The following is a 25154-nucleotide window of genomic DNA, read 5'->3' as shown; positions in this document are numbered from 1 at the left end:
CCGACAGGTGTTCTTGAGAGTAGCACCGCTCCCCCGCGTCAGGACGATGAGCTGCGACCGGAACACGAGCTCAAATAAGCACGCGTGCAGGCCGATGACGGCCCTGTCAGTTCTTTTGTAGGCCCGAAGGACCCATTCTGTTCGCAAATCTGCGGACGACTGCGGAAACACGGTTCCTTTCCCACACGGGAGAGTTGAGGGGAATCGCCTGGAGGTGAATGTGCTGGTCCAGCGGGAGTGAGGGATTGTCCAGTCTCCAGGACCGCAGGATCTCAATGGTGTCATGACCCAGGGCGGCGGCGTTTTCCAACATGATGAGTTCTTTGAGCGTGATCAGTGCCACTGCAGAGCAAAATTCCTCGGGGTGTCCTAACGACGCCAGACGTTCCCGTGTCCGGTGTTGGACCGGCAAAGTCCAGGGCAGCCCGGTTTCGCCTGTAAGTACTAACGGGATATAGGTGAACCGCCCGTCGCTTTGGCTGCGGCGAAGCCGTGTTTCTTCCTCCAGCAGTCTGATCGTGGAAATGAGTTGCTCCGCCTTGCGAGCTGTCAAAACCTTGTCTAGTTCATCGTCCAACGCGGTTGCCGAGGCGCTAGCGAAGACGACGGGCCGCGGCATTGCTCGATCCGTGACTTCGACGAGCAGCCAGGTGCGTCCCGAACGAATCGCAAAGTCACACATGCGGGGCATCCTTTTTCTGCCGGCCGCGAGCCTTTTCTGCAGTTGTCCTTCATCCAGGACCTGCAGTTTTTTCTTGAAGAAGATTCTCCGTAAGGCAGCGCCCGCCTCGTACTCGAGGATGTCTTTGGTGCATTGGTGGAAAGCTACTTCACGCTTGGCATCGACCTTGCGGAGGTACTGACGAACGTCCCAGAACGTGGTCTCGCTCAAGGCACGTTGCATGACGAAGTTCGGGCTAAGCATAAGTAGCTCTCCCGATTCCAAGCGGACGAGGGGGAAACGCCGGAATGCATCGAACCCAAACCTGGACGACTTCGGGGCTGGGGAATCGTCACGGATGAGCCTGCGCATTTCCGACACTGAACACGATGTCGCGTCAAGGAAATGTTTGACCGCTTCCGCCGGCAACCCCAGTGTTGCGAAGAACTCATCCGGGTAACGCACATATCCATGGCCAGCTGCCTGTGCATAGAGATTGAAGGCTGCTGCGGCGAAATCTACAAGCTCGATCCCGGTCGCTTCTTTGAACAGCTCGTGAGGTTCACCCCCGACCGTCGTGGCTGCTTTCGTTCGCTTCGGCCAACTGCGGAACCATGTCCGTTCGAACCAAACCAGCTGACGACCGACCCACAGGGTACGGTTGAAGTGAAGGTTTGCGATCAGTTCGCTAGCCAGCGACACATCCATGCCACCCCAGGTCGCACCACCGGTATCCTTTGGCCCTTCATCGTTGTCGTCAGCGATTCCGAGCAAGCAGATGACCAGAAGATCAACGCCTCCCGCGTCGTCCGTTGGCGGCCCTTCTGGGGAGTGCAGCATGGCCTCTTTGGCCGCCAACAAAAGCATCTGTGGAGCAAACAGCGTGACACCGAAGGTCGAGGCAATTTCAAGATGGGTGCGCAGATTTCGGTTTTCCACCTGCTTGGCCCAGCGCATGTCCACGTCAGATGCCGGCGCATCTGACGTGCCGGAGTGAACTTCGATGTCTGTGATGATTTGAGCGATAAGGGATAACGCCTGTCCAAGTGATAGCTGCTTCCAGAACTCAGTTCTGATGTTTTCGGGTACACGCTTCCCCAATAATTCCGAGGCCAAAGCATACGTCCGTATTCCCGGGATTCGCATCGGAAAGGGGGAAGTCCAAGTGTCCGGATCTGGCATACGCCCAGCTTAGGTGCCCGGGACCCTTACCTAACGCGGCAAACAGCCTTCCGGCTGCCCTCGATAATCAGGCTTCACAACTGTTAGGTACGTGCAGGCGAGTGTTTGGGCGAACTGCGAGGCGTTGAGCACGCCGGGTCGGAGCCAAAAGAAATCATTTTCCGTAAGCAAGAAGCTGCTTGTGTGTCGTGGTGGCGGTCTGTCGCTGAGCGAGGTTATTGTGTGTAACAACGGATTGGCGTTGCGGTGGTGCCGCGAAGCTACCGGGTCTCTCATCAGCCTTAGCGCGACTCGCGCTGCTTTTCCTCGCGCCCAGCAACCATTCGCGCGCTGCGGAGGAGGAATAGCAGCGGTCCGCCAACCGACGCCCATTTTGGAGAACCATCATGACGCTTTACAGCTGCCTGCCGACCCAGGGCAAAATCACCGTCATCGCAACCTGGCCCGGCGAGTACGCCGACTCTCACAGCGCCAAGGTCACCACCTTCACCAACGCCATTCAAGCCTCTCGGATAGCCGAAGACCTAACCCGAGTGTCGGAGTCCATGTGGGATGCCGCCGCGTGGCTGGACGTCTACGACGAGGCTGAAGCCCGTCTAAGGACTATCATCGATGCCACCCGCGGAACCTCCGATGTACCCACCTTCAGCGCTTCGGCGTTCGACAGCTACCGACACGCGGAAACCTGGACCGGCACGGACCTGGTCAACACCCTCGGTGCGAGCCTGCCTCAGACGCTGAACTCGCTCACCCGCGCCCAGCGCCTGTCGGTCGCCGACGAACTGGTCGCCGATGCGACAGCCCGCACCGAGTCGTTGAATCTGTTGCCGACCGGTTTCGACCCCGCCGAGCCGGCCTCCCGCGTGTGGCAGGCTGCGGATATCACACGGGCCACCAAGATGGGCCTGACCGGAGCTCTGCCTGACGGGGCCTCCGGATGGATGGTTCGCGTGTTCGACACCGATCACGGCCCCGCCGAGCGGTGGGGTGCCCGGAACCTGTTGCACCGGCTAGAACAATTGGCAGCTGCCGCGAAAACCGTCAACGCGCGCGGCGGTGCTGAACTGGACTCAGTTTCCGGGTTGATGGATCATCTCGTTCTGCCGGCAACTCTATTCGGCGTTCATATCGACCATTCCGACCTTTCGGGCACGACCGTCAGCGACGACGTTCACACCGCCGTGGCGCAGAGCTCCCTCGCGGATGCCTATCGCGACTCTGCCGTCAACGCAGAGTTCGTTCACGGCGACGCCGTCCTCTACATCGGCCCAGACATCGACATGCGCAAAACGGCCCCTTGGGATCGCGACGTTTTCGCCAAAATCCAGATCGAACTTAGTACCGGTCGCGGTAAGGTCGCCCTGGCAACACTCGACGCGACGGACACCGCCGGATTCGTCGCCGCTCTCGGGAACTGGGTAACAAACACTGTATTCCGCGGCTGACCGCTCGTGGGCTCTAGGGTGTTTGTCCGCTTCACCCGGGAGCCGACGACGCCCACCGGAATCACTGGGGTTCGCTGGGGCGGGTCAGCATCTTATGCCTTGAGCATTGCAGAATAGGGTCATGAGTCACGATGCACAACTGTCCGAAGAGTCTGGGATCTCTGGAGGACGTCGGGCTGATCTGGTCCCTACGGATGGCTTGCTTCCGGATCGGTTTGAGGATTTCACGGAGGATCTTCTTGTGGCCACCATGTCCGTAGTTGAGCCTGCTCGACGTGTGAAGCGTGTCCAGAGATGGGGTCGTCGCGGCGATCCGCAGCACGGCATCGATTTCGAGGGAACGTGGGCCGACGGCGCGACAGTTGCGTGGCAGTGCAAACGCCTCGACGATCTGACAGCCGCCAATGTTCGCAAGTTCGTGAAGGACTGCACTTACGTCGCTGATGAGTACTACATCGTCTACTCCGGCGAGGCGTCATCAGCAGCACGGCAAGAAGTGAAGAAGCACGAAGGCTGGGACATCATCGACCAACGCGGCCTGACCCAGATGGTGAAAAGTCTCCCATTACACCGGCAGCGCAGGCTCCTTGACGCGTTCTGGGGTGAGACGTTCCGCCGCCTTTTCGTCCAGATTCCTGGGGTAGATTCCTTCCTCGGTATCGCGGAAATCGCAGAGCGGAGGCGTACGAGTGAAGACCTCCTGAACGACCTCGGACCCGCCGTCGGACGAGTTTCGGAAGCGGCAAAGCTATCCGCAGCGCTGGATCGGTCCGGCGACTGGCCTCGCATCGTCATCGTCAACGGGATCGGCGGCGTCGGCAAGACACGTCTCATGATCGACTGCCTCGAGGCCTTCCAAACAGCCAATCCCCCGGTCCAGGTGCTCTGGCTCTCCCCCGGACATGACCTCGACAAAGATGCGATCAATCTGCTGCCTCTGACACCGGCGGTCATCGTGGTCGATGACGCTCATCGCAGCCCAACGGATCTCGCGATTCTTCTCAACTACGCCGCGGAGAACGCTGGAACTCAGCTCATACTCGGCGTCAGGGGTCTGGAAGCACAGGCCATTCGCAAAGAGGTGATCAGGATCGGCTTCCGCCAGGACCAGCTCCGTGAGATCACCGTCGGAAGACTCAGCTTGCCTGAAAGTCGCGAGCTGGTGGCTTCTCTTGCCGACGGGCTCGACCTCAATCGTTCCCTCTTGGAAGCACTTGCTCGACAGGCACGCGATACACCGTTCATGGCTGTCCTGACGCTGAACATGATCAGACGTGGCCAGCTGACAGGACATCTGGCCCTCAACAACGATCTGCGGGAGCAGGTCATGGCCCGCTATGGGGATATTTTGACGGAAGGCGTTGATGCTGTCGGGCCCGAACCCCTCAAACGAGTGCTCGCGACATTGTCAGCGCTTGGCACGATCAACCCCGACGACCAAGAGGTGCGGTTCAGGATCCTGAGCCTCACGGGCACAGCACTGACCGATTACCTTCGCCTCCGCGAACAGCTTCGCAACCGCGGCATCGTCATTGAACAGAACGGCAGGGTGCGGGTCATGCCTGAGCTGTTCGCTGATCAGGTTCTGGAGCAGGTTTCATCGATTTCCGGGACCGACACGGGATTCGTTGAGGAGCTCTGGAACGCCCTCGGTGACCTGGCCGGTGAGGACCTCTTCACGTCGATCGGAAGCCTCCAATGGCGGCTTATCCATCGCGACGGCCCACAGGTAATGCATCCCGTGTGGGCAAGCATCGAAGCCACTATTGATCATGGCGGCTACGGAGACCTCTATACACTGGCCGGCCACCTCGGATCACTCCCGCTCACCCAACCGGCGAAGACGCTAGATATACTCGGCAGGATTCGGCACCGGCTGGATGAACTCGACGGTCTTGAATCAGGTCAACGACCGGCGAATCTGCCTGGCGACGCTGGGATGGCAGCCTTGTTCGGAACAGGCGAAATCGATCGGTCCGCGGTGGAACGAAGGCTGGCCGTCCCGTACGGTGCCTGTGCCGCCAACAGTGCTGAAGGGCTCGAAACAGCGCTGGATGCTCTCTGGGAGCTCGGCCGCCAAGACTCGCGCCCCGTCGACTCGGCACTGGACCACCCCCTGGGAATCATCATCGATCAGCTATGCCAGCTCAATCGGCTTCCCGATCCGTTTTACCCGGAGCGCATCATCGCCAAAGCCGGGCAATGGCTCGCGACAATGGAACCACAAGATGCTGTCACGCCACTGACGGTACTCGGGCCGTTCCTTGCCAAAGAGGGAACCACCACCGAGATGCAGGATCCTCGTGCCGTTTCACTGGGCCAGTTCCAGGTCAATCCGGCGTGGGCTCGACCGCATCGGGACGCTGTTCGGGCCTTGTGCGTGAAATATGCCAACGACGAGAACCTGTCGCTCACAGCTGAAATCGTCAGGCTCCTCGAAAATGCCGTCCGGCCACCCCATGGCTACTTCGGAGCAAATGTTCCCGATGAACAGCGCAATGCCTGGGCGGATGACGATCTCCAGACCATCGCAGCCCTGCGAGCCATCGCCGAAACCACTACGAAGTCCGCCATACGGAGAACAGTGTGCCGCGCCGTTGAAATCCCAGCCGGCTACTCCACTTCGCCGGAAGTGATGCACGCAGCCCTTTCACTCCTCCATCAACTCGACCAACGCGAGGATGACGATCTCAGCGATCACCTGCTCGGCGGCGGACGATTGATCGACGTTGACCCTCAGCGAGGGAAAGATGCGCCAACGCTCAGCGATTGCGTTGAGAAAGTTGCTGCAAGATCGAAACACTCCGCAGAAGGTGAGGCCGAATTCAGCGACCGGATGGAAGCACACGAGCACCGTTCCCACCACAGACTCCTCCGACTTGCCGGGTCACTCTGGGGGCCCCAGGCCGATACGAAGGCAAGCGTAGACCGACTCGACGGGGAACTGCGGGAAGCCCTCCTGACGTCAAAGAGCACACCCAATCACCAGATCATCATCCTTCTACAACTCACCGCCAGACAGCATGCTGAACGAGTAGCAGACATCGTCGCGGCAATCTTCGATCTCTCCGACGGCCCACTCGATGCCGGCCTGCCAATCCTCCTGGACGGCCTCCAGTCCTCGAACAAGACCCTGGTCGACCAGATCGTTGCCGAGACAGCGGCCCATCGTGAAGGTGTCCGGTGGGCTATCGGACGGTCTGCCGGATTCTTCGCCTGGGCGAACCTCGGGGCCCCCTACACCGAGGCGATCACGGATGGAGTAGAGGACCCTTCGGAGCGAGTTCGGCAGGCATTCCTCACAGCATTACCCTTCGTCGAGGATCCAATCACCGTTTCCAAAACCCTGATGGCCGGGAAGGCAACGGACAACACCATCTATGACATCCTCCGCATGCCCCTAGGCGGCGCTGGCAAGGACTGGTACCGGAACCTCAACCATGACCAGGCGGCTGCGGTACTCGACCTTCTAGCCACCATCCAGGTCGGGACTTTTGAGGCCGAGAAGCCGATCACAGACATCGCAACGGCGCATCCGCGGCTGGTCCTCGACCGAATGACCGGGATCCATTCCCTCCGCCATCTTCTGCGGAACGCTGGGGATCACAACCTCCGCGCAGCCTATTCCGGGAAGCCTCACGAGGTCGCGGCCTGGATCCTTGACGGGTGCGAAAGTGACGATCCCGGACAGGTAGCGTCAGCACTGACCCAAGTGGCAGGAGACCGGCTTGCTCGGGGCGTCACAGACGAACTGCGCGCTGCCGTGGGCAGCCTTGGCGAGCAGCAACTCAAAAACCTCCTCGGAATTTTGGCCTCCCTGAACGCGTGGGCTGCACATCACATCGAGCTGGCGCGTCGGCTCACCGAGCACGCCCGCACCTTCGGAGAAGATCTCCGCAAGGACACCTTGAACCGGGTCTCGCAGCATCTCACTCCACACTTCTGGAGCGGAAACGACTCGGGGTCGCCCGAGCTCCAATTGGCACTAGCTGCACTCGACCTTGCCTTGGAGTCCGAAACGAACGACGAACTTCGCCGCGCCGAAGCAGAAGCCCAACGGGTTCTTCTGGAACGAATCAACGAGCCCGTACCCGACTTCTCGGACGAGTTTTAACCCAGCGGACGCCCGAAGGGGTACGAGCCCTGCGTCCTTGCAGCTGTTCAAGAGTGATGGACATTAAGCTGTCGTGCCGATCAGAATGGAAGCTCGACTATTGGGGGATCAATGACTGCGCCGCTGTCTGCCGGAAGCCTTCATGAAGCTTGGCCATGCGCTCCCCGTCGTCAGAAGGGAGAAGGAATGGGCCTCAGAAACCTCTTTCCGCGAAAAGTTGCAACCACGGCTCCTAAAGTGAGCGCTCCCGAAGCCCCGGCGGCCCCGGATGAGCCCTTGCCGCCGGAACTCTTGGAGGATCTGCGGTGCGCGTGGGATGAACTCACTGCGGCTGCCAAAGCCTCGAAAGTAACCAGCTTCCAGGCCTGCACCAGGGCCGGCCGGCCTTGGACGGAAGACCCGGCCGCCGTCAGGGCCGTCGCAGCCACACTCCGTGAATTCCCGGTCTCGGACAGCCAATAGGCCGCATACCGCCGGATCCTGGTTGCCGGCGCAACGGGAGCCAGGCCTTGAATGCGTTGTGTCCACTGGTGGTCAGGTGGAGCCCTCCGCGCAGCTCAAAGCTGGGCGTTTTCCAATCATCGTCGCGACAGGTCGGCGGCATTACTCGGATGGCATTTACGACAGCATCTCCAAGGGAAGGACCCCTGAAGATGAGGGCACGGCACGATGAAGAGACTCCTTGAACGGTTCGTACCGATTCCGCGCGCCTAATGTAGAGGTATTCAGTGTCGAGAGAACGGCAGGCAGAGTGACGAACAGGTCCACAGTCATATGGAACAAGCATGCGTACAACGCAGGAACCTTGCTTAGCCAGCATCACCTTCCCCACGTCCTCCAACAGCGGCAAGAGACCAGATACGAAGGCGTGGTTGGTCCCCTGAATAAGTGGGTTGACGAGGTCAGGGTTGCCACAAGGGAAAGCGTCCCTTACTTCGACCCGCGGTCGGCGACGCAGGGGGCCGACGTGCTGGTTCTGCTCCAGGACCCCTCCGGAGAAGCGCAACTCGGTTCAGGATTCATCAGCCGGGACAACAATGACCCAACGGCCCACAACTCCACACTCGCTGCCGAAGCCGGTGGTCTGCCCTACTCCAGGTCCCTCCACTGGAACGTCGTACCCTGGTGGGTCGCAAACCCAGCCTTTCCACAACGGACTTTGGCTGCCGAGGCACGCCGGGCCGCTCCCCTGCTGGCAGAGTTTGATGGAGTTACTGGAGTCCCGTCCCAAGGTGGTTCTCCTTCTGGGCAAACAAGCACAGGCAGCCTGGTCCCAGCTGTTACTCAGGGCCTCCCCTGAGCTCAAGAGCCTCCTTGTTATCACCGCTCCCCATCCGAGTCCGCTCGCTTACAACAAAACAGATGCGGTCACGGGCCAGCCCAACAAGGAACTACTGAACGAAGCCTTCTCGCGGGCAGCAGCACTGTCCCTGGCCAACGCTGTATGAGGACAGGAGCACAAGCCCCCTCCGCGCTCAGTCCCGCCTAAAGATCAGCTGTTCGACCTGCTCGGGTTCAATGTCCAACTCTTCCGCCCATTCAGCCATGCATTCGGTGTACCGGCGGTAACTGCCGGCGCTGTTCCAGTTGAGCCTGAGCGGGCCAACTTCCTTGCAGTGCTTCCTGAACCATCCCGCGACGATGCTGTCCATGATGGGGGTGGTGGCTACCTGGTCGGACGCCTTGGTAGCGAAGCTGATGAACTTCGTGGCGAAGGCTGGACCCCACCAGGCAGAGAACTTCCTGTTGCTTTGCCGCTGCTCCACGACGTGCTCGAATGCGGCGTTCCCGCCATTGGTCATCGCGATCCCGGCAAGCCTGTGCAGCTCACCGGAGAAGTCTTTGCCGTTCTCAACGTCCGTGTTGAGCTTGATGACCCTAGCGGCACGGTACGGGCCAAAACCGGTCCCTGCATAGCCCCAGAGGTAGCTGGCGATGTAAGCGTCCAGAGCCGAGTCCGAGTCATGGATGAGCTTGAAGGACTCCAGGACGCCTCCGCGGTCTATAGGGTTCGGAAGTGTTTCGAGAATGCTGCGGCTGCCCAAGTACTTTTGCCAGTTGCCCTTCTTCCACTCAAACGGCATCTGGGGCGGCCGACCGTTCGCGTCCCATTTCTGGAATCTTCTTCGCAGGTCATCGGGCACAGCTGGCATGGTCTCTCCCCCAGGTAGATGGTCCACTTACTTTCGCATATGCCGCGTGGGATGTGACTGGTCAATCGACAACCGACCCGCCAACCCGGGTCGATACTGCATCGCCAAGGCCACGGCCGGACGGGACAGCAGCCAGGCAAGCGAGACCTACTGCATCCCCAGCCCCCACTCGCGGGCCAGGCACATGGCTTTCTCAAGCTAGTTGTGAAAGCAGTGACTGGCTCTGGAATGCTTACCCTTGGGATCACGCCGAGGCAAAGGATGAAGAACGACATGACCGCCACCACCGATATCGCTGAGATCTTCTGTGACGAGTCTGGTCACGACGGCGAGAACCTGATGGCAGGCACCACTCCCGTCCTGGCGCACAGCAGTCTTCACGTGGATCTTGCCGAGGCGACTGATCTGGTCGCGTATCTCCGCAGGAAGACTAAAGCTCAAAGCCCGGAGTTGAAGGCTTCAGATGTGCTGCGCAAGGGCCAGGCAATCGATGAGCTGTTCGGGGCGAATGGAAAGCTCGTCGGCCATGTCCAGGTGTACCTAGTCGAAAAGGCCAACTTTGCGGTCGGTAAAATCATCGACCTCCTGATCGAGGAGGAGGCCTACCGGCGTGGGATCAACCTCTATGCCGGCGGCACGGCCAAGCAGATGGCCGACGATCTGTACGAGTATGGTCCCCGCGCACTCGCTGAGGGATGGAACGATCTGGTCTCAGGCTTTACTTCGCTAATGCGGACTAAACAGCGCAAGGGCGGAGAAAAGGAGACAGTCGATAGCTTTTTCGAGAAGGTGGACACCTACCGCTTGAAGTCACGGCGCGACAAGGTGAGCAGGGTGCTGGAGCTGGTGTGGAGAACGCGGCACCACGCTGACGCCTTCCAAGTGGCCATCGCCGAAGGTTTGGCCCTGAAGACTCTCGATCCGCTGCAGACGACTCTCTATCAACTCGCACTTACATGGCATCGCAAGCTGAAGCAGCCTCTAATCATCATGCACGATGAACAAACTGCCCTAACCGAGCCATTGCTTAAGATGCTTCTCAAAGTAGCGAATGAGGGTACTCCGCGCGGCTTCAACCTGCCCAACTACAAGTTCCCGCTAGTAGATGTGAAACACATCGACTCGAAAACAGACCCGCGGATACAGTTGGCCGATATCACGGCGGGATTCACTCGTCAGGTCGCAGAGAGCGCCCTGGCGGGAACAGCAGAGGATAAGCGCCTAGAGCAGGCCAGCCGCCTCGTTCACTTCAATTCGATCTGGGGCGACGGTAAGTCCTGGGAACAGATCCGCCCCCGCGAAATGTTCGTGCCCTAGTGACGGATGACTTCTGCTTTCAGTGGGGCGTTCAGCTTGGTGTGAGGGGTTTTCGGTTGTTGAACGGCTCAGCCCATCCGGGGCTACCTACGGACTAGCCAAAGGTGTCCAGCAACTCTTTGGTGCCATCACGATCGGCGTCCCCAACCCTAGCCAGGCCGATATGCCCGGTACTCGGTCACAACGTTGATCACGCTCAAATAGTGAGAGCTGGTTGAGTAGATCGAATCGCTAATGGAGAGAGCCAAAAAGCCAACAGCCTCCTCGTCTCTCCGTCGACCGCCCCCGTTCGTCCAGTCGATGTTCACTGCACGCTGCTGTAGCGTGGCGTGCTGAAGGCCTGCCGGTCCCCCATCGGTGGGCCTTCTTTTTCCCTCGCTGCGAGGCACGATAGGCAAATTCCTGGCCGAAGTCGCCCCCTGAAGTCGCTACTAGGCTGACGAAATAACCGCTGGATATCCATGGAAGCCTTTTAGGCTTGGCGGGCGTTGTGGTGGATCAGCCTTTTGACTGTGATGACTGTGGCGGGGATTAGAAGTATTGCGCTGCAGACTAGCTGGACGACGGTGGTGTTGATGTTCCCGGCCCCTGGCCAGGGGACGTAGCCGAAGCGGTTACCCCCATATTCAACAAACTCGGTGATTGAGGTAGCGACGCCGATCAGCGCCAGAAGTGTTAAGGCTACCCAGACAAGGCTGCTGAGACGGATAGTCACGGGCGCGTTGGAGGGTTGGGGTGTAGCCGGTGATGCGTTCATCTTCTTGCCCTTTCGTTGGTGCTTCCTGCTCCAGATGAGGTCGGCGGGCAAGCCGCGGAGTGCACGACTAGCTATTGCGCGGTCAATTGATCCTGGTGAGAGTTCCCGTAGCTGTCCGTCCGCCAGTTGCTCGTAGATGTCAGAAAGGAGTTCTTGACGTCTTTCGTGCGCCACGTTCGCCGGCACGAAGCTTGTGTAGAAGTCGACCCATCGGAGGACTGCCGACATGGTTCTTGAAGTCGGGATGTCGTATAGAGCGGTCATGGCTGAACCGGGCGGAGGGTAGCTAGCGGGCGCGGTGTCGTGGCCGGAGCGGGGTGGGACGCGTGGAGCGCGGCGACTCCCTTGGATGAGATGCGGTAGAGGCGTCGGCGCGGGCGACGTTCAGTCTCTGCGATCTCAGGATCTTCCCACTCGGTTTCCAGTAGGCCGGCTTCGGCCATGCGCGCCAGTGCCTTGTATAGGGTGCCATGGCCCGTTAGCGACTTTCCGCCATCTCCAGACAGAGCACTCGCAAGCGCAAATCCGTACATGGGTTTGCGGTCTAGCTCGGCTTTCTTAGCGATTTCCAGGACGCGAAGTTCCAAAGGAAGTAGCGTCCCTGCTTTTCGTCGCGGCATGCTGAAAGAATAGGAAGATACCTTCCTTAAGTCAATGGCCGGCCTAGCTGTTTTCCACCGGCCGGTACCTGTCACCGAAGTCAGCCAAGGAATTCTGGAGCAACGCCATGCTGTCCACCAGGTCGACGGGCCTGGAACCGGATCCTGCAGGCAGCGGGATGACCATCCAGGCGGAGAACACGTTGTGTGGAATCTTCAAGGCCATCGCCTGGTCAAAGAGACGCAGCACCGGTTCGTGAAAAGCCCGTCTTTGAGTTGGAAGCCCGGGCAGTGCGTTCCCTCCCCGATGATCTGTTTACCGGACTAAGTGGGTGGTTAACGGCGCGTGTCGCCGCGTGGGAAGAACCTTGTCAGCGTCATGCTTTGGTCATGGATTTCTGGGATCGCAGTTCGGATCGGCAGCGAGCCGAGGGACTGACTGTCGCGAACGTCGGGCGGGTGATTCCTCGCTCCGGTGTTCCTGGGTTCGTGGTCCTCGATGCGAAGGGCGAGGAGTTCGCTCCTGCCACGGAGTATCTGCTTGAGCTGACAGCGACGGACCGTTCGCCTCAAACCGTACGAACCTATGCCTTGTCGTTGCTTCGGTTCCTTCGATTTTTGTGGGCTGTCGGGGTCAGCTGGGAGCAGGCAACGTCCCTTGAAGCGCGCGACTTCGTGTTGTGGGCGCGCCAGGCCGAGAAGTTCGTCGGGAATCGTAACGTCCCGCAACGGCGGGGGAGCCGGAACCTTGTCACGGGAAAGAGGCACCTTGGAATGCGTTACTCACCCTCGACGATTAACCACACCACGACAGTGTGTAAGGAGTTCTACGCTTTCCAGCTTCGGGTGGGTGAGGGGCCCATCGTGAATCCTTTCGAACTGCGCCGTGGCCGATCCCATGCGCATCACGATCCTCAGCGGGAGTTTGCCTTCGTGCGGCGACAACCCTTGCGCCAGCGCGAGGCGCACCGGATGCCCAGATCAATCCCGGATGGAAAGTTCAACGATCTGTTCCGGCGTTTGCGGTCCAACAGGGACCGGGCCTTGGTGGCGTTTTATGTCAGCAGCGGTGCGCGTGCGAGCGAGCTGCTCGGGCTCACGGGCGACCGGGTCAACGTGGGTGACCAGCTGATCGGCGTTTACCGCAAAGGCGGCCAGCTGCAATGGTTGCCCGCTGCGCCTGATGCATTCGTATGGCTTCGGCTCTATCAGCTCGAAGGAGGCGTTGCCGGTCCGGATGAGCCGGTTTGGCTCACGCTGCGAGGCGAGCCCCGTCCTCTGACCTACGAAGCCATGCGCGCCGTCCTCAGAGGCTGCAACGACCTGCTCGGTTCGAACTGGACACTGCACGATCTGCGGCACACGTTCGCGATCCGAGCGCTCGAGGGCGGGATGGGCCTTCATGAAGTCCAGGAGTTACTGGGTCACCAGTCGCTAACTACGACCACGATCTATGCGGTTCCACATATGGAGGAAGTCATAGAGCATTACCGGACCCACCTGAGCAGCAGGACTTCCCCCGCCGATGACAGTTCACCGGCCGGTCAGCCCTATAACCCCGATGAGTTGCGCGTGCTTTGGGGGAACCAGTGAAAACTCCCCCCATCAATAAGATCCAGACCGCACGACGAAGCTGGAATGACCACACGCCGCCACCACAGGCACAACAACCGCCTGCACTGGCACCCACTCCTTCTGGACCGCTGACCAGCGCCAGCATTGAGGACATCATCAACCGTCTTGAGCACTGCCGCCCGTACTGGCCCCAGGTGCATGAGCACAGGGCGGGCATTCGGCGCTTACTCGGTCATTTGAGGCAGTTGCCGGGTGAAACCTGGCAGGACCGCTGGGCGCTGTTCGAGGGCCAGGTCGGGCATGACGCGCTGACGTGGCGGCTTAGAATAGCCGGCGGTTCAAGCAAGAACACGAAGAACCGGAACGAAGTCGAAGGACTCAATGCGGCGATGGGACCGCTGCTGGCTCTGGACGTCATGCGCCCGTCCCACCGGTGGCTCGCGGGTCAGCGCTTTGCCTTCTGGAAAGCACTCAGCCGGTTCCGGGATCCCGCTCACACAGCTGAACTCGAAAACGCCCTCCTCCATGCGAAGGCTTCACCGGCCCAGGCCACTAGCGGGATCCTCACCCTAGGTCGCATTCAGGCCCATACAGGCAAATCGATCCGCCAGCTCACAGCCGAAGACATCCTTGACCTGACGACCCAGCTTCCCGGGAAGCTGATCGACGTCAGCCGCAGCGGGCTGACCGCAGTATGGCCCGTGCTGCACGGGCTGGGATGGATCAGACACGATTCCGGGACCATGCCCACGCGGCTCCGCGTCGGACCGAAAACGGTGGATGAGATGGTCGACTACTACGACATCACCGGCCCCTGCCGGGAACCACTCATCCGCTATCTTCAGGTCCGGTCGGCTGGCCTCGACTACTCCTCACTCTGTGCTTTGGGCAGGTATCTGGCGGGGCTCTTCTTCGCAGACATCCTCAAGCACTACCCTGACCAACGCAGCTTCGCACTGACTCCGAAGCAGGCGGCTGACTGGAAAGCCAGGGTCAAACTCAAAGCCGACGGCTCGCCGCGCCGGGAAGTTTACAGCGTCTTCTTCTCCGTCCGGGCGTTCTATCTCGACATCAGCCAATGGGCACTCGAAGATGCCTTCTGGGCGCAGTGGGCAGCACCAAGCCCCGTAACCTTCGCCGAAACCCGCGGTTACGTGAAGCACCGGCGCGCGACCATCGCAACGATGCAACAGCGCACCCGTGAACTGGCTCCCGTGTTGCCCCGTCTGGTGGAGGCTGCCGAACAGGCCCTCCGCGCAGCAGAAGCAACCCTGGCGGATGCCAAGATGGCCGGCGCCGGCCAAAACATCGACATGGACGGCGAGGCTTGGGAAGTCTTCCAGAGCAGTGAGTATGCACATGTCCGGATTCGGCGCAATGGAAAGGACCGGGACCTGTCCTTTGAAGAGGACAACGCCTTCTGGACTTGGGCGCTTGTTGAGACACTTCGACACACCGGTGCACGGATCGAAGAAGTCCTCGAGTTGGTGCACATGAGCATCCAGCCCTATAAGGTTCCAGGGACCGGGGAGACCATACCGCTGCTGCACTTCGCTCCGAGCAAGACCGACACAGAGCGTCTGATGGTGGCAGGCCCCGAGCTCGTGCACGTGCTCTACCGAGTGCTTTCTCGTATCACCAAGGACACGGGTGGTGCACCGCTGACACAGCGATGGGACTCAGCTGAGAAAGTGCTGAGCTCACCTCTTCCGCACCTGTTCGTCCGCCGCCGTGGCGCCGGACCGCCGAACGTGATGACGACGGCCACCGTCTCCACGCTGCTCAATGACCTGGCGCGACGCGCGCAGATCAAGGTCAGCGGTGCCGAGGTGAGGTTCACCCCGCACGATTTCCGTCGGATCTTCGCGACTGAGGCACTTGCCAGCGGCCTGCCTCCACATATTGTGCAGGTGCTGATGGGGCATGCCAGTCTGGCGACGACTCAGGGATACGCAGCGATTTATCCCAGGGACGTCATTCGGCACCACCGCACCTTCATCGAAAAGCGACGGGTCATTCGGCCCACCGAGGAATACCGCGAACCGACCGCCTCCGAGTGGGACGAGTTCGAGGCCCACTTTGTGCAGCGCAAGCTCAGCCTGGGCAGCTGCGGGCGCGCATATGGCACAGGCTGCCAACACGAACACGCCTGCCTGCGCTGCGCGCTCCTCCGTCCCGACCCAGCCCAGATCGGAAGACTCCAGGACATCATCGACAACCTCCAGGAGCGCATCGTCGAAGCCAAACAACACGGCTGGGTAGGGGACGTCGAAGGACTGCGCGTGACTCTCAACAGCGCCGAGCTGAAGCTCGCGCAAATGTATAAGCTGCACAATCACCACGACCGAGAAGTCGTCGAACTCGGAACACCCCGAATCAGGAACGTAAAGGAGGCCAACGATTCACAGGATGACTGACTGAAATATCCAAGCCGATGAACCGGTGCCAACGCCCCTATAGCTTCGGGCCCATCCCTCCCTGTTCTGACTCAGGCTCGGCAATTTCTCGTCCCTCTCGCCGAGCAGCAAAGCCAAGAGGCACGAAAACAGCAGCGGCGATCGTCATGACAATCAGAAGAACTGGCCAGAATCCCAGGTAGTTGGATAACAGAATGCCTCCAACGATGACAGGGGTTGGCAGGATGACAGATGCCTTCACGAACCGCTTCGTTTTCGGCCCCATGCCTGCGTAACGGTCACTCACGGTCATCCCCTTCTTATTTCAATGCAATGGTCCTCCAACCGGAGCGTGGCTTACAAGAGTTGGCTGGACAATGTGAAGGACCGCTCTGCTCGCTTGGAGGGCGCGACCAATGAAGCTGGCCACGGAATTCTTCGAGGCATGGAGCTGGGGGTGTCCCACCCTCAGTAGTCCGGATAAGAAGACCCGGACCGCCCGGCGCATCGCCTCCGGATCGCCGAGCGACTGAAAATGCGTGTCCATGTCTATCGCGGTCGGCAGGGTGAATTCTTCTCGGATGCTTTCCCAGATGTGCTCCGGGACAGCCGGCCAGACCCGCTCAGCCCTCACATTCGACGCAGTAGGCATGGCCGTCCTTCTCGCGCGCCTTCTGAGAACGGTGGCGGACCAGGAAGCACGAGTAGCAGGTGAACTCATCGTCGGCCTGCGGAATGACCTGGACCACAAGCTCTTCGGCGATGAACTCGCCGCCAGGGGTCAGGCCGTCAAAAGTGTCAGCCTCGTCGAGTTCCTGAACCACGGACTTGGCATCCGGGGCTTTGGCGGATTTCAGGGCCTCCAGTGAGTTTTCCTGGGACTCCTTGACCTCGGTGCGCAGTTCATCGTAATCGGTTGCCACGGAGGTGCATCTCTTCTCTGTTGAGGGGTTACCGGTCCTGCAACGAACAGGACATCGGAAGAATTCCCCTAAAGAGCCCGGCGGTTGCCAGCCTCTCTGCTGCCGCCCTGTCCTGCTGAAGCGTTGTGAGCGGGTGGATCGGATCCCTAAATCTAGGTCGATAAGTCCAGTATGGCCGGGAATCGAGAGTCGGATGCTGGAGTCACCTCACATGGTCTTGTGGGACAAAGATGAATGAGAAGATGGGTGCATGATCGACCTCGCGAACGTCACCGTCAGGGAGTACCTGCGTGTTTCCCAGGACCGCTCGGGCATCGGCAAGAGCCCAGACCAACAGCATGACGAGATGGAGCGCGAGTGCCGAGCGCGGAGCTGGCGGCTACACCCGGTTCCATATCGGGATGACAACCGCAGCGCGAGTCGTTACGCCCGCAAGACCCGTGAGGGCTTCCTTGATCTCATGGCCGACCTCAAAACGGGGACCTTCGGTGCCGATCTGCTGGGCATCTGGGAGTCTTCCCGAGGATCCAGACGCACGAGCGAGTGGTTGGAACTCATCGATCTGTGCATGGAGCGGGACGTCAAGATCTGGGTTCTCACCCACGGCCGTGTCTACGACCCGAACAACGCTCGCGACCGCCGAAGCTTGCGCGAGGACGCCTCCGACGCTGAGTACGAGAGCGACAAGTCGTCCGAACGACTGCTCCGCGACGTCAGAGCCAATGCCGAGAAGGGTCGCCCACACGGCAAGCAGATCTACGGATACCAGCGGATCTATGACCAGGAAACGCGGCAGCTGATCGAGGTCATCCCTCATCCCGAGCAAGCACCGATCGTCAAGGAGTCCGCGCGGCGGGTGCTGGCCGGTGAGACGTTCTACATGATCGCTAAGGATTTCAACCGCCGCTCCATCCCGCCGCGTCGGAAGGCATACCGACAGCAGCGCCAGAACCTGGGATGGACGGCTGTCGCGATCAAGCAGATGTTGGGGATGCCTGCCTATGCCGGGCTGCGGCAGCATCAGGGTGAGATCCTTGGCAATGCAATTTGGCCGCCGCTCATCGACGAGACTGCGTGGCGGAAGCTGCAGGTGCTCATGAACCCTGAGTGGAGAAAGCAGACGAACGTCTGGCCAGCGAAGCACTTACTTTCGGGAATAGCAGTCTGCGGCGTGTGTGGAGCGGGCACTCGAATCGGCAAGCAGAATAAGGGCCGGAAGCAGTCGGACGAAGACGGCAATCTCCTCCCTCGCCAGCACTACAACACCTACCTTTGCGTCGGTGTGCCCGGCAGGACCGGTTTTCATGTTGCGATGAAGGAGACGCACCTCGATGCCGTCGTGATTGAGCTCGTGCTTGCGTGGATCGAAAGGCCCGACTTCATGGCCCGCATCGGGCAGCAGGATCGGGACGTCGATTCTGAGCGCAAGGCGCTCCTAGACGAGATCGCGGATCACAAACGGTGGCTCGAGCAGGTGCACGCCGAGGCCGAGCGCCGCAGGGACCTCAGCTACCTCACGCGCCAAGAGGACATCGTGCAGCCGAAGATCGACGCGGCCGAGGCCAAACTGCTGCTGCTGGCCGACGTCGATCCGGTGGTGCTGGAGCTGGCCCGTTCGGGTCGTGTCCGTGAGATCTGGTCGGAGCGCGAGGAGGCCGGCGACCTGGACTGGTGCCGCCATGTCATCCGCGCGGTGGCCACCCCCAAGATCATGAGGGCCGCAAAGAAGGGCACCCGAGGCGTGGACCCTGACAGGGTCGTGATGGACTGGCGTTGACCATTCCCGACTGGTTCACGAGTCGCTTGCCTTTCGACTCGTCTATCAAATATCATTCAAGTCATGAGTACAAAGGCGAGCGAGAGAGCCGCATTGCTGCGAGGCGTCCGCGTCGCGAGCACAGGCGAGTCGTTCGCCGAGTGGTGTAAACGGACGGTGGCAGAGGCCCCCGCACCCACTGACGTCCAGGTTATGAAGCTGATAGGGCTGTTCACTCAGGCACTGGACAAACCAGTTGTTGTGGTGGAGGGCGATTATGTGCAACTCGACGATGATGACCGTGCGGCAGCCTGAGACGAGCCAGCAGTCACTCGACTCGTCAGTCGAGTCAGTTCTCCTCGAATGGCAGGCTTACCTTTTCATCGCCGGGATCAATGGGCGACCCCGGTGGAGCCGCTGTTGGGTGGTCCTGGTAGAGAGCGTCAGACGCATGTTCATCGTAGGTGCTGGATAGACCCGTGCCAGTGGTCCCGAGGACTTGCTCCCAGTTGAATGCCATGTGCACGACTTTATCGTTCAGCTGTACGCATGAAGGATCTTGGCGACACGAGCGTTGAGCTCGTCCGCCCGGCTGAGGATCCCGGCTTCCTCTTCCAGACTGATGTGCCTGGCGGGAGTGGCCTGAACAGGTTCGGTCTGCGGGAACTCGACGACAGGGGCCACGGCGAACGGCACGAGCTGCTCCCCCACAGCGCCATGGCTGCCGTTGCAGTTGACCCGGCCTGGGAGATGCGCCGGGAGGTTCTGCAGAACCCTGAGCACACCCGCGGAGCTCATCGCGGACACGGCAGTCTCCGTCTTGAGCAACGCACTAAGCATCCGCGAGCTTCATAGTTCCGGCGCAAATTGGATAGCCCGTACAGCCGAAGAACTGGCCGTAGCGCCCTTTGCGTTCCTTCATGGTGCGCTTCTTGCATTTCGGGCAGACCACCGGGGTGATGTCATCGCCTTTGGCGGACCGGATCTTGAGGGCTCGGTCTCGAACCAGTTCGAGGAGGAATGCTGATTCTGCGCCGCTGCGGGTGACCAGGAGCGCGGAATGCCGCGCGCGGGTCAGCGCGACGTAGAACAGGCGTCGTTCCTCGGCAAACGGGTAGGGATCCGGTGCCGCCATGGCCAGCTGCAGGAGTCGATCGTCCTCGATGGTGCTCGGGAAACCGCTTCTCTCAAGGCCGAGGACGACCACGTAGTCGGCTTCTTTTCCCTTCGAGGCGTGGACGGTGTTGAACTGGACGGTCAGATTGGCATACTCCGCGTCCAAGGCTGAGGTCACATCGTCCTTGGACCGGGTGTATCGGCCGAGCAGCAGGGCCGTTGCCGGCCCAGTGAGCTCTGCATCAAGGTTCATGAGGTGTTGTCGAACGGCCGATCCGTAGTGGCTGCGGTCCCGCACGCTGACTGCGAGTATGGTCTCGTCAGTATCCGGCGCTGAAGATTGAACGCTCTTGGATATCTGAACGGGGTTCTTCATCACGAACCCGCCGGCAGCGTCGCACAGGGACTGCGGGGACCGGAAAGTGCGGTCCAGCCAAATCGTTGATCCCGCGCCAAACCAGTCATCGAAGCGGGTCATCACGCTGAGGTCTGAGCCCGCGAATCTGTTGATGGACTGCCAGTCGTCGCCGACTGCGTACAGGTAGGTGTCGGGTGCCTTCAGCAGCGCCCGCACCAAAGCCGCTCGCGCAGCGCTGGTGTCCTGCATCTCATCTACCATGACAACGCGATACGGGCTGGTCCACCGGCCGGATTCGACGTGATCGGTGGCGAGGTTCAGCATGTCCTCGAAGTCAATCTGGCCCGCGGCTCGGAGCCGGCGGTCCCATTCGGCAAGGATGACGCCGTACAGGCGGGTGAAGAGCCTGGCCCGCAAGGTCCGGTCGGCCCGTTGTGCGAGTGTGTCAGGGTCGAGGCGGTTGCCCTTCGCGTGGGCCATGAAGGACCGCATCAGCGCCACCATCGCCTGGTCGGTGATCGGAGGCTCCCCGACCGCTTCCCGGTACGGGTCTTCCTTGAGCTGGATTCCGTGCCTGCGAAGCTCCTGTTCGAGATGGTCGAACCCGGACCCGTCCCGGATGGTCGCCGATGTCGTCTCGATCAACTGGGTACTGAAACGCGTGTGGGTCTGACGCCGCCACGCCATGCTCTCGGCATACCCGTCGAAGTGGGGCGGCGGGGTGCCATCGGGGCCGAGCGCCCAGTGCTCATGCCACACATCGATGTCCGGGTAGTAGAAGTCGGGCTGGTACTGACGGTGGTGCGCGTCCGCGACATCGTGCGCGTACGGCCGCTCGTACTCATACCGGACCCCGTTCAGGAAGAGCCAGTTGGCAATCATTACCTCTTCCTGGCTCTTCACGACCTCCCCGGCGAGAGTTCCGAAGCCGTTATTGCCGGTGTTCCGGTCCGACCTCTCAGGATCAGCTTCATCCCCGAGGTCCGGCAGCTGCCGGCCGAAGACGAGCCGGAAGAGGTCCCAGTCCCGCCGAAAGGCCGGGTCCTGGTCGCGGAGGACGTCCACGATCCTCGCGAGCCGCCCGATGCCATTGTCAGTGGCAAGGTCGTCGGGGAGGGACGGCTTGCGGCCAGTGGCCTCGCCAACGACGCGCAACCCGAAGGCATGAAACGTGCTCGACGCTACCCCGGCACCATCGTCGCCGAGGCGGGAGACGAGCCGGTCCGAAAGTTCACCGGCTGCCTTCTTATTGAAGGCGAGAGCGAGGATCTCAGCTGGTTGTGCGATGCCGCGCCGTATCGCGTACCCGGCGCGTGCAACCATCGTCGAAGTCTTCCCGGAGCCCGCGGCAGCGATCACGCGCACCCGGTTTTCGAAGCAGACGGTCGCCCTTGTCTGCTCGTCTGTCAGTGGGGATTTCTCAACCGTGCGGAAGAAGTCCGCCAATTCGTTCTTCTCCCACTCCAGGAATGCTTCGTTCCGCTGAGCTGCCCACGCAGGTAAGTCAGTGGTACAGCAAGCCTGGACCGCGGCACGCTGGTCCTCGCGTTTGTCCCTGGGAAGCCCGGAGAGCCTCGGATCGCTGTCGGCAGCCAACCACACAGCGACGTCTGGACGGGAGCCTTCGACCGTGGCGATCGTGTCCTGGTCCGCCCATCTGGCTCGGTTCATCACATCTTGTACCTGGGACCACCACAGGCGGGCTGCCTCGCCCTGCTCCCCAGCCCTTGAGAGCAAAGCTATGAGATGTCGCCGTTCTTCTAGCTCAGAGCGGTACGCAGCAGCGACTTCCCGCACCGCGCGGCGAGGGAGCCCGGTAAGTACGGTTTCTGTTCGGTGGGCGAGACTGATGACGATCCGTCTCGAGCCCTCATCGACGGCGAGCTCGTGGATGTCCAGTACATCGACCGCGAGCTCTTGTGGAATTCCGCGGACATGGAGACTGCCCTCGCCGATCGACAGCACCCATGACCCTGCGCCGATGAACATTCGAGCCCACCAGCCTGGCTTCCATTCCGTCATGCTCCCCCTGCCCCGAAAATACTTGATAACCAGCCATTGGCCGCCTTCACACGGTATCAGCGGGGAATTGCCGGCCTCGTCGCGGTCGATTTAGAACCCGCTATTCCCGCTCGTCTTCTCAGGTTCCACATGCGGTTGTTCTATTGACCGGGGATTTCTTGGCAACGCAGGCTTTGAACGACGAAGGCGCGCAGTTCCTCATGGCTTTCGATAGGTGGTTCTCGATCGTTCGCGTGCTGATTCCAAGACGGGCAGCGATCTCCTGGTTGCCGCCACCGGAGCCAACCTGAGGCCTGGCTCGATAGCGTGACACTGCTTTGCTTAGCACCGGCAACACCATTCCGTCGGCTTTGGCCGACAGCGCAAGTGATCCGCTGTTAGGCCTGCTCGGTGTCGGGCTCTCCGTCGTCTTCGATCTCCCCGGCGGCGATGCGTTCCGCGGTGCGCCGATAAGCCTCACTGACATAGTCTTCGATGTCCTGGCGGCCGATACGCCACATGCCCCTCCCGCCGACCTGAATGGCGCGAAGCTCACCTGTCTTCAGCAGTGCCCGGATCTGGCTGTGGGACACGTTGAGTTCCTCGGCTGCCTGCTCGATGGTCAGGAATCGGTGCTTCTTGGGTTCTTCGGTCACCGGTTCATCCTGTGTGCGGGCAGCGGCCTAAAGTCCGTTGAATCCCGCGCCCACTCGCCGGACGTTCACGCCCGCTACAGCCCGCCGCCGCCCTTCCACTCTTCAGGCTTCACCCGCTTGATGCTCGACGAATGCGCCCAACCCACGTGGTATTTGCCGGATGAGTCGAGCCATTCAATCAGGCCATAGTTCCGGGTCCAGCCCACAGCTTTGCCGTAGATGCCGCTCACGTAGACCAGGGGCCGGCCATACTTCGGGAACTCTCTGATGGGAGCCGGGTCATCAATCGGTCGGCTCTCTTCCGCTTGGATCCGGGCGAACATACGCTCAGAGTCCTCAGGAGTACCTCGCTTGATCACGGCTTGATTATAGAACATATGTTCGAACATCTTCGACTGTGAGCCTCGAGCCAGCTACAGGGCTCCATCACCTTTCATCATTTGCTGCGCCAAACGAATCGGATCATTGGGGTCCTGAGCCGACACAATTTCATTGAGCTTCGATGTTAGGTAGGCGCGAAGCTCGCGGTCCCACTCAAGTGGCGACCCGTCAAAAGAAGTCGGTCGTTCTCTGCCCGCATTTTGAATGGCACAAACGACTAGACCGTACATCTCCTGTGTGGAGTCGAGGATGAAGTCCCTTAGGGCCGCGTGTTCGGATGCGCCTAGATCGCCGTGCTGGAGGTGATGATTGCTATGTTGAAGCAAGCAAAGGCTTTGTCCCGCGTATGAAATGTACTTCTCAATGAGCCATTGACCATCCACTTCGTCATTGGTCATGTAGGTCCTCAAGGAGTACCGGTAGAGCATGGGTTGAAGGTACTGCTCCATAAGCGGCCACAGCATCCGGGGGTTGTTGCCGTTTTCAAAGTACCTAAACGACAGCTCTTCCATGGCTGCGTCAAAGGCTGGCAGAGAACGCGCATCCGCAAGGTCAGGTACTCGGATGGCTGGCCTTGACTCCTGGATATTCGTGGGATCTGAGCGCGGCGGTATGCGGCCTGATGATGTTGATTGCAGGCTAAGAGTCAGGGCTTTGTCAAGGATCCGAAGTAGCTCGGATATGCCGTCCATCGCTTCCTCACGAAGGTTTGGGGGAAGATCCTCCAGCCATACGGCCAAGCGCATTCGTTTGCCGTCATCGAACCGGAGCGAGGCAATGAAATTTTTCGACGGCCCTTGACGGTCGATATGGGTGAGAGCTGGAGCTGAGTAGGAAGGCATCAGAACGGAGCACTGCCGGAGGTCGCCCAGTTGTGCAAGTACAGGGCTGCCCTGGGCAGTATCTGCCGGAAGGAGATCGCTTTCCTCGAAGAAACCGATGACGCCATCCTTGGTCAGGATCCACCCATCCCATCGCCGCTCATCTTCTCCTTCGCCGAGAACATAAGTGGCCGGGACCATCACCTCGTCCCCCGCGAAGGACGGGTCGAACGTCTCGAAGTAGCGCAGCGCTCCTTTAACCAGCGACTCTGATTCATACCCCACCGTTCCCGGTGGATAGCCAGAGTTATACAAGGTCTCGCCGGACGCGCCGAAAATCTGAGCGCATAAGCCCTGGACCAGGCCGGCTTTGGCAAAGGGGTCCTGGTCGATCTTGAGTTGCTCCTCGTACTTGCTGATCAACCAGGCCGCTTCTGCTCGTCCAACTATGGGTTGGGGAACGCCGGGGATCCTGCTGTTACGAGGCAGGTAGGCTACCTGCCCCATTGCGATAGCAATAGAAGACGGCACCTCCAGCGCCTCAAGGCGACGTCGGACATCATCGGCTGCGCCGTCCAGGATCCTCCCCATGGTCATATGATCCAACCCGAACGATTCAACAACAACCCTGACGTGCAATGCTCTTTACCCCACAGTGGACGAAATCAATGCCTGGTGCAGGCGGACTCAACACGACCAGATACGGCGCGGAGGATTCTGCCCCGGTCCTGCTCGGTGCAAAACCGGATTTTAGGCCAGCGCCCCGTACGACGTCGTAGCCGGGCGACTTCGCCAGCTTGTACCGCCCAGTCTTGTCGCGCAGGCGGATCCCGCACGACGCGGCGATTGAGTTTGACGGCGACTCGAAAGGCAACACTGCTGGATTTGTGGCTGTCGTCCCGGGTTGACCGATAGCGTGTGACGGAGGACGTCGTAGTCGAAA

At 60.4% G+C, this 25154-nt stretch carries 23 protein-coding genes; 9 read left to right on the top strand and 14 right to left on the bottom strand.

Annotated features, from left to right (window positions below; all coding sequences use genetic code 11):
• Window positions 1–106: 106 nt before the first annotated feature.
• On the bottom strand, window positions 107–1843 hold the full coding sequence (locus tag MU551_RS01620) for a hypothetical protein (protein WP_247040386.1): 1737 nt from the start codon (window positions 1841–1843) through the stop codon (window positions 107–109).
• A gap of 386 nt (window positions 1844–2229) precedes the next feature.
• Here MU551_RS01620 and MU551_RS01615 point away from each other — a divergent pair, with 386 nt between their 5' ends.
• From MU551_RS01615 to MU551_RS23575, 4 genes are all read left to right on the top strand, one after another.
• The gene (locus tag MU551_RS01615) at window positions 2230–3288 is read left to right on the top strand and encodes a hypothetical protein (RefSeq protein WP_247040385.1); all 1059 of its coding nucleotides are present in this window, start codon (window positions 2230–2232) and stop codon (window positions 3286–3288) included.
• Between the two features lie 121 nt (window positions 3289–3409).
• Complete coding sequence (locus tag MU551_RS01610) at window positions 3410–7402, top strand: hypothetical protein (RefSeq protein WP_247040384.1); 3993 nt, start codon at window positions 3410–3412, stop codon at window positions 7400–7402.
• 237 nt (window positions 7403–7639) lie between these two features.
• Window positions 7640–7864 (top strand): hypothetical protein, encoded by a 225-nt coding sequence (locus MU551_RS01605; RefSeq protein WP_247040383.1) that lies wholly within the window; start codon window positions 7640–7642, stop codon window positions 7862–7864.
• Between the two features lie 575 nt (window positions 7865–8439).
• Window positions 8440–8850 (top strand): uracil-DNA glycosylase family protein, encoded by a 411-nt coding sequence (locus tag MU551_RS23575; protein WP_372489766.1) that lies wholly within the window; start codon window positions 8440–8442, stop codon window positions 8848–8850.
• Between the two features lie 27 nt (window positions 8851–8877).
• Here MU551_RS23575 and MU551_RS01595 read toward each other — a convergent pair whose 3' ends face one another.
• On the bottom strand, window positions 8878–9555 hold the full coding sequence (locus MU551_RS01595; RefSeq protein WP_247040381.1) for an 8-oxoguanine DNA glycosylase OGG fold protein: 678 nt from the start codon (window positions 9553–9555) through the stop codon (window positions 8878–8880).
• Window positions 9556–9828: 273 nt separating this feature from the next.
• On the opposite strand from MU551_RS01595, the gene MU551_RS01590 reads away from it, so the two are divergent.
• Complete coding sequence (locus MU551_RS01590) at window positions 9829–10872, top strand: DUF3800 domain-containing protein (RefSeq protein WP_247040380.1); 1044 nt, start codon at window positions 9829–9831, stop codon at window positions 10870–10872.
• Window positions 10873–11021: 149 nt separating this feature from the next.
• Here the strand turns inward: MU551_RS01590 and MU551_RS23740 are convergent, their stop codons facing one another.
• The 4 genes from MU551_RS23740 to MU551_RS01575 form a co-directional block, all read right to left on the bottom strand.
• Window positions 11022–11180, bottom strand: coding sequence for a DUF8548 family protein (locus MU551_RS23740; protein WP_504871019.1), 159 nt, complete (start codon window positions 11178–11180; stop codon window positions 11022–11024).
• A 164-nt stretch (window positions 11181–11344) separates the two neighbouring features.
• Window positions 11345–11857 carry a hypothetical protein gene (locus MU551_RS01585; RefSeq protein ID WP_247040379.1) on the bottom strand — a complete coding sequence of 171 codons (513 nt, stop codon included), beginning with the start codon at window positions 11855–11857 and terminating at the stop codon, window positions 11345–11347.
• A gap of 32 nt (window positions 11858–11889) precedes the next feature.
• On the bottom strand, window positions 11890–12249 hold the full coding sequence (locus MU551_RS01580) for a PadR family transcriptional regulator (protein WP_247040378.1): 360 nt from the start codon (window positions 12247–12249) through the stop codon (window positions 11890–11892).
• 43 nt (window positions 12250–12292) lie between these two features.
• Entirely contained in the window at window positions 12293–12448 is a 156-nt protein-coding gene (locus MU551_RS01575; protein ID WP_247040377.1) for a hypothetical protein, read from the bottom strand.
• A 170-nt stretch (window positions 12449–12618) separates the two neighbouring features.
• Between MU551_RS01575 and MU551_RS01570 the strand changes: the two genes are divergently transcribed.
• Entirely contained in the window at window positions 12619–13821 is a 1203-nt protein-coding gene (locus tag MU551_RS01570) for a tyrosine-type recombinase/integrase (RefSeq protein ID WP_247040376.1), read from the top strand.
• Window positions 13818–16220 (top strand): tyrosine-type recombinase/integrase, encoded by a 2403-nt coding sequence (locus MU551_RS23455; protein WP_247040375.1) that lies wholly within the window; start codon window positions 13818–13820, stop codon window positions 16218–16220. Before MU551_RS01570 ends, MU551_RS23455 begins: the two co-directional genes overlap by 4 nt.
• A gap of 602 nt (window positions 16221–16822) precedes the next feature.
• On the opposite strand, the gene MU551_RS01560 is transcribed toward MU551_RS23455, so the two are convergent.
• Window positions 16823–17122, bottom strand: coding sequence for a DUF4193 domain-containing protein (locus tag MU551_RS01560; RefSeq protein ID WP_247040374.1), 300 nt, complete (start codon window positions 17120–17122; stop codon window positions 16823–16825).
• 250 nt (window positions 17123–17372) lie between these two features.
• Here MU551_RS01560 and MU551_RS01555 point away from each other — a divergent pair, with 250 nt between their 5' ends.
• Entirely contained in the window at window positions 17373–18899 is a 1527-nt protein-coding gene (locus MU551_RS01555; RefSeq protein WP_247040373.1) for a recombinase family protein, read from the top strand.
• A gap of 63 nt (window positions 18900–18962) precedes the next feature.
• Window positions 18963–19193, top strand: a complete 231-nt coding sequence (locus MU551_RS01550) for a hypothetical protein (protein ID WP_247040372.1) — start codon at window positions 18963–18965, stop codon at window positions 19191–19193.
• A 34-nt stretch (window positions 19194–19227) separates the two neighbouring features.
• Here MU551_RS01550 and MU551_RS01545 read toward each other — a convergent pair whose 3' ends face one another.
• The 7 genes from MU551_RS01545 to MU551_RS01520 form a co-directional block, all read right to left on the bottom strand.
• The gene (locus tag MU551_RS01545) at window positions 19228–19398 is read right to left on the bottom strand and encodes a hypothetical protein (RefSeq protein ID WP_247040371.1); all 171 of its coding nucleotides are present in this window, start codon (window positions 19396–19398) and stop codon (window positions 19228–19230) included.
• A gap of 17 nt (window positions 19399–19415) precedes the next feature.
• On the bottom strand, window positions 19416–19718 hold the full coding sequence (locus tag MU551_RS01540; protein ID WP_247040370.1) for a hypothetical protein: 303 nt from the start codon (window positions 19716–19718) through the stop codon (window positions 19416–19418).
• The gene (locus MU551_RS01535; protein ID WP_247040369.1) at window positions 19711–22374 is read right to left on the bottom strand and encodes a UvrD-helicase domain-containing protein; all 2664 of its coding nucleotides are present in this window, start codon (window positions 22372–22374) and stop codon (window positions 19711–19713) included. Before MU551_RS01535 ends, MU551_RS01540 begins: the two co-directional genes overlap by 8 nt.
• A gap of 118 nt (window positions 22375–22492) precedes the next feature.
• Complete coding sequence (locus MU551_RS23570) at window positions 22493–22714, bottom strand: LuxR C-terminal-related transcriptional regulator (RefSeq protein ID WP_372489765.1); 222 nt, start codon at window positions 22712–22714, stop codon at window positions 22493–22495.
• A 37-nt stretch (window positions 22715–22751) separates the two neighbouring features.
• Window positions 22752–23009: a helix-turn-helix domain-containing protein gene (locus MU551_RS01530; protein WP_247040368.1), complete on the bottom strand. Its 258-nt coding sequence runs from the start codon at window positions 23007–23009 to the stop codon at window positions 22752–22754.
• A gap of 74 nt (window positions 23010–23083) precedes the next feature.
• The gene (locus MU551_RS01525; protein ID WP_157242243.1) at window positions 23084–23368 is read right to left on the bottom strand and encodes a hypothetical protein; all 285 of its coding nucleotides are present in this window, start codon (window positions 23366–23368) and stop codon (window positions 23084–23086) included.
• Between the two features lie 54 nt (window positions 23369–23422).
• Complete coding sequence (locus MU551_RS01520) at window positions 23423–24850, bottom strand: hypothetical protein (RefSeq protein WP_247040367.1); 1428 nt, start codon at window positions 24848–24850, stop codon at window positions 23423–23425.
• Window positions 24851–25154 lie beyond the last annotated feature (304 nt).

It is taken from the genome of Arthrobacter rhizosphaerae, from assembly GCF_023062595.1.
In the GTDB taxonomy this organism is placed as follows: Bacteria; Actinomycetota; Actinomycetes; order Actinomycetales; family Micrococcaceae; genus Arthrobacter; species Arthrobacter rhizosphaerae.
This window is presented reverse-complemented; position numbering and strand designations above follow the sequence as displayed.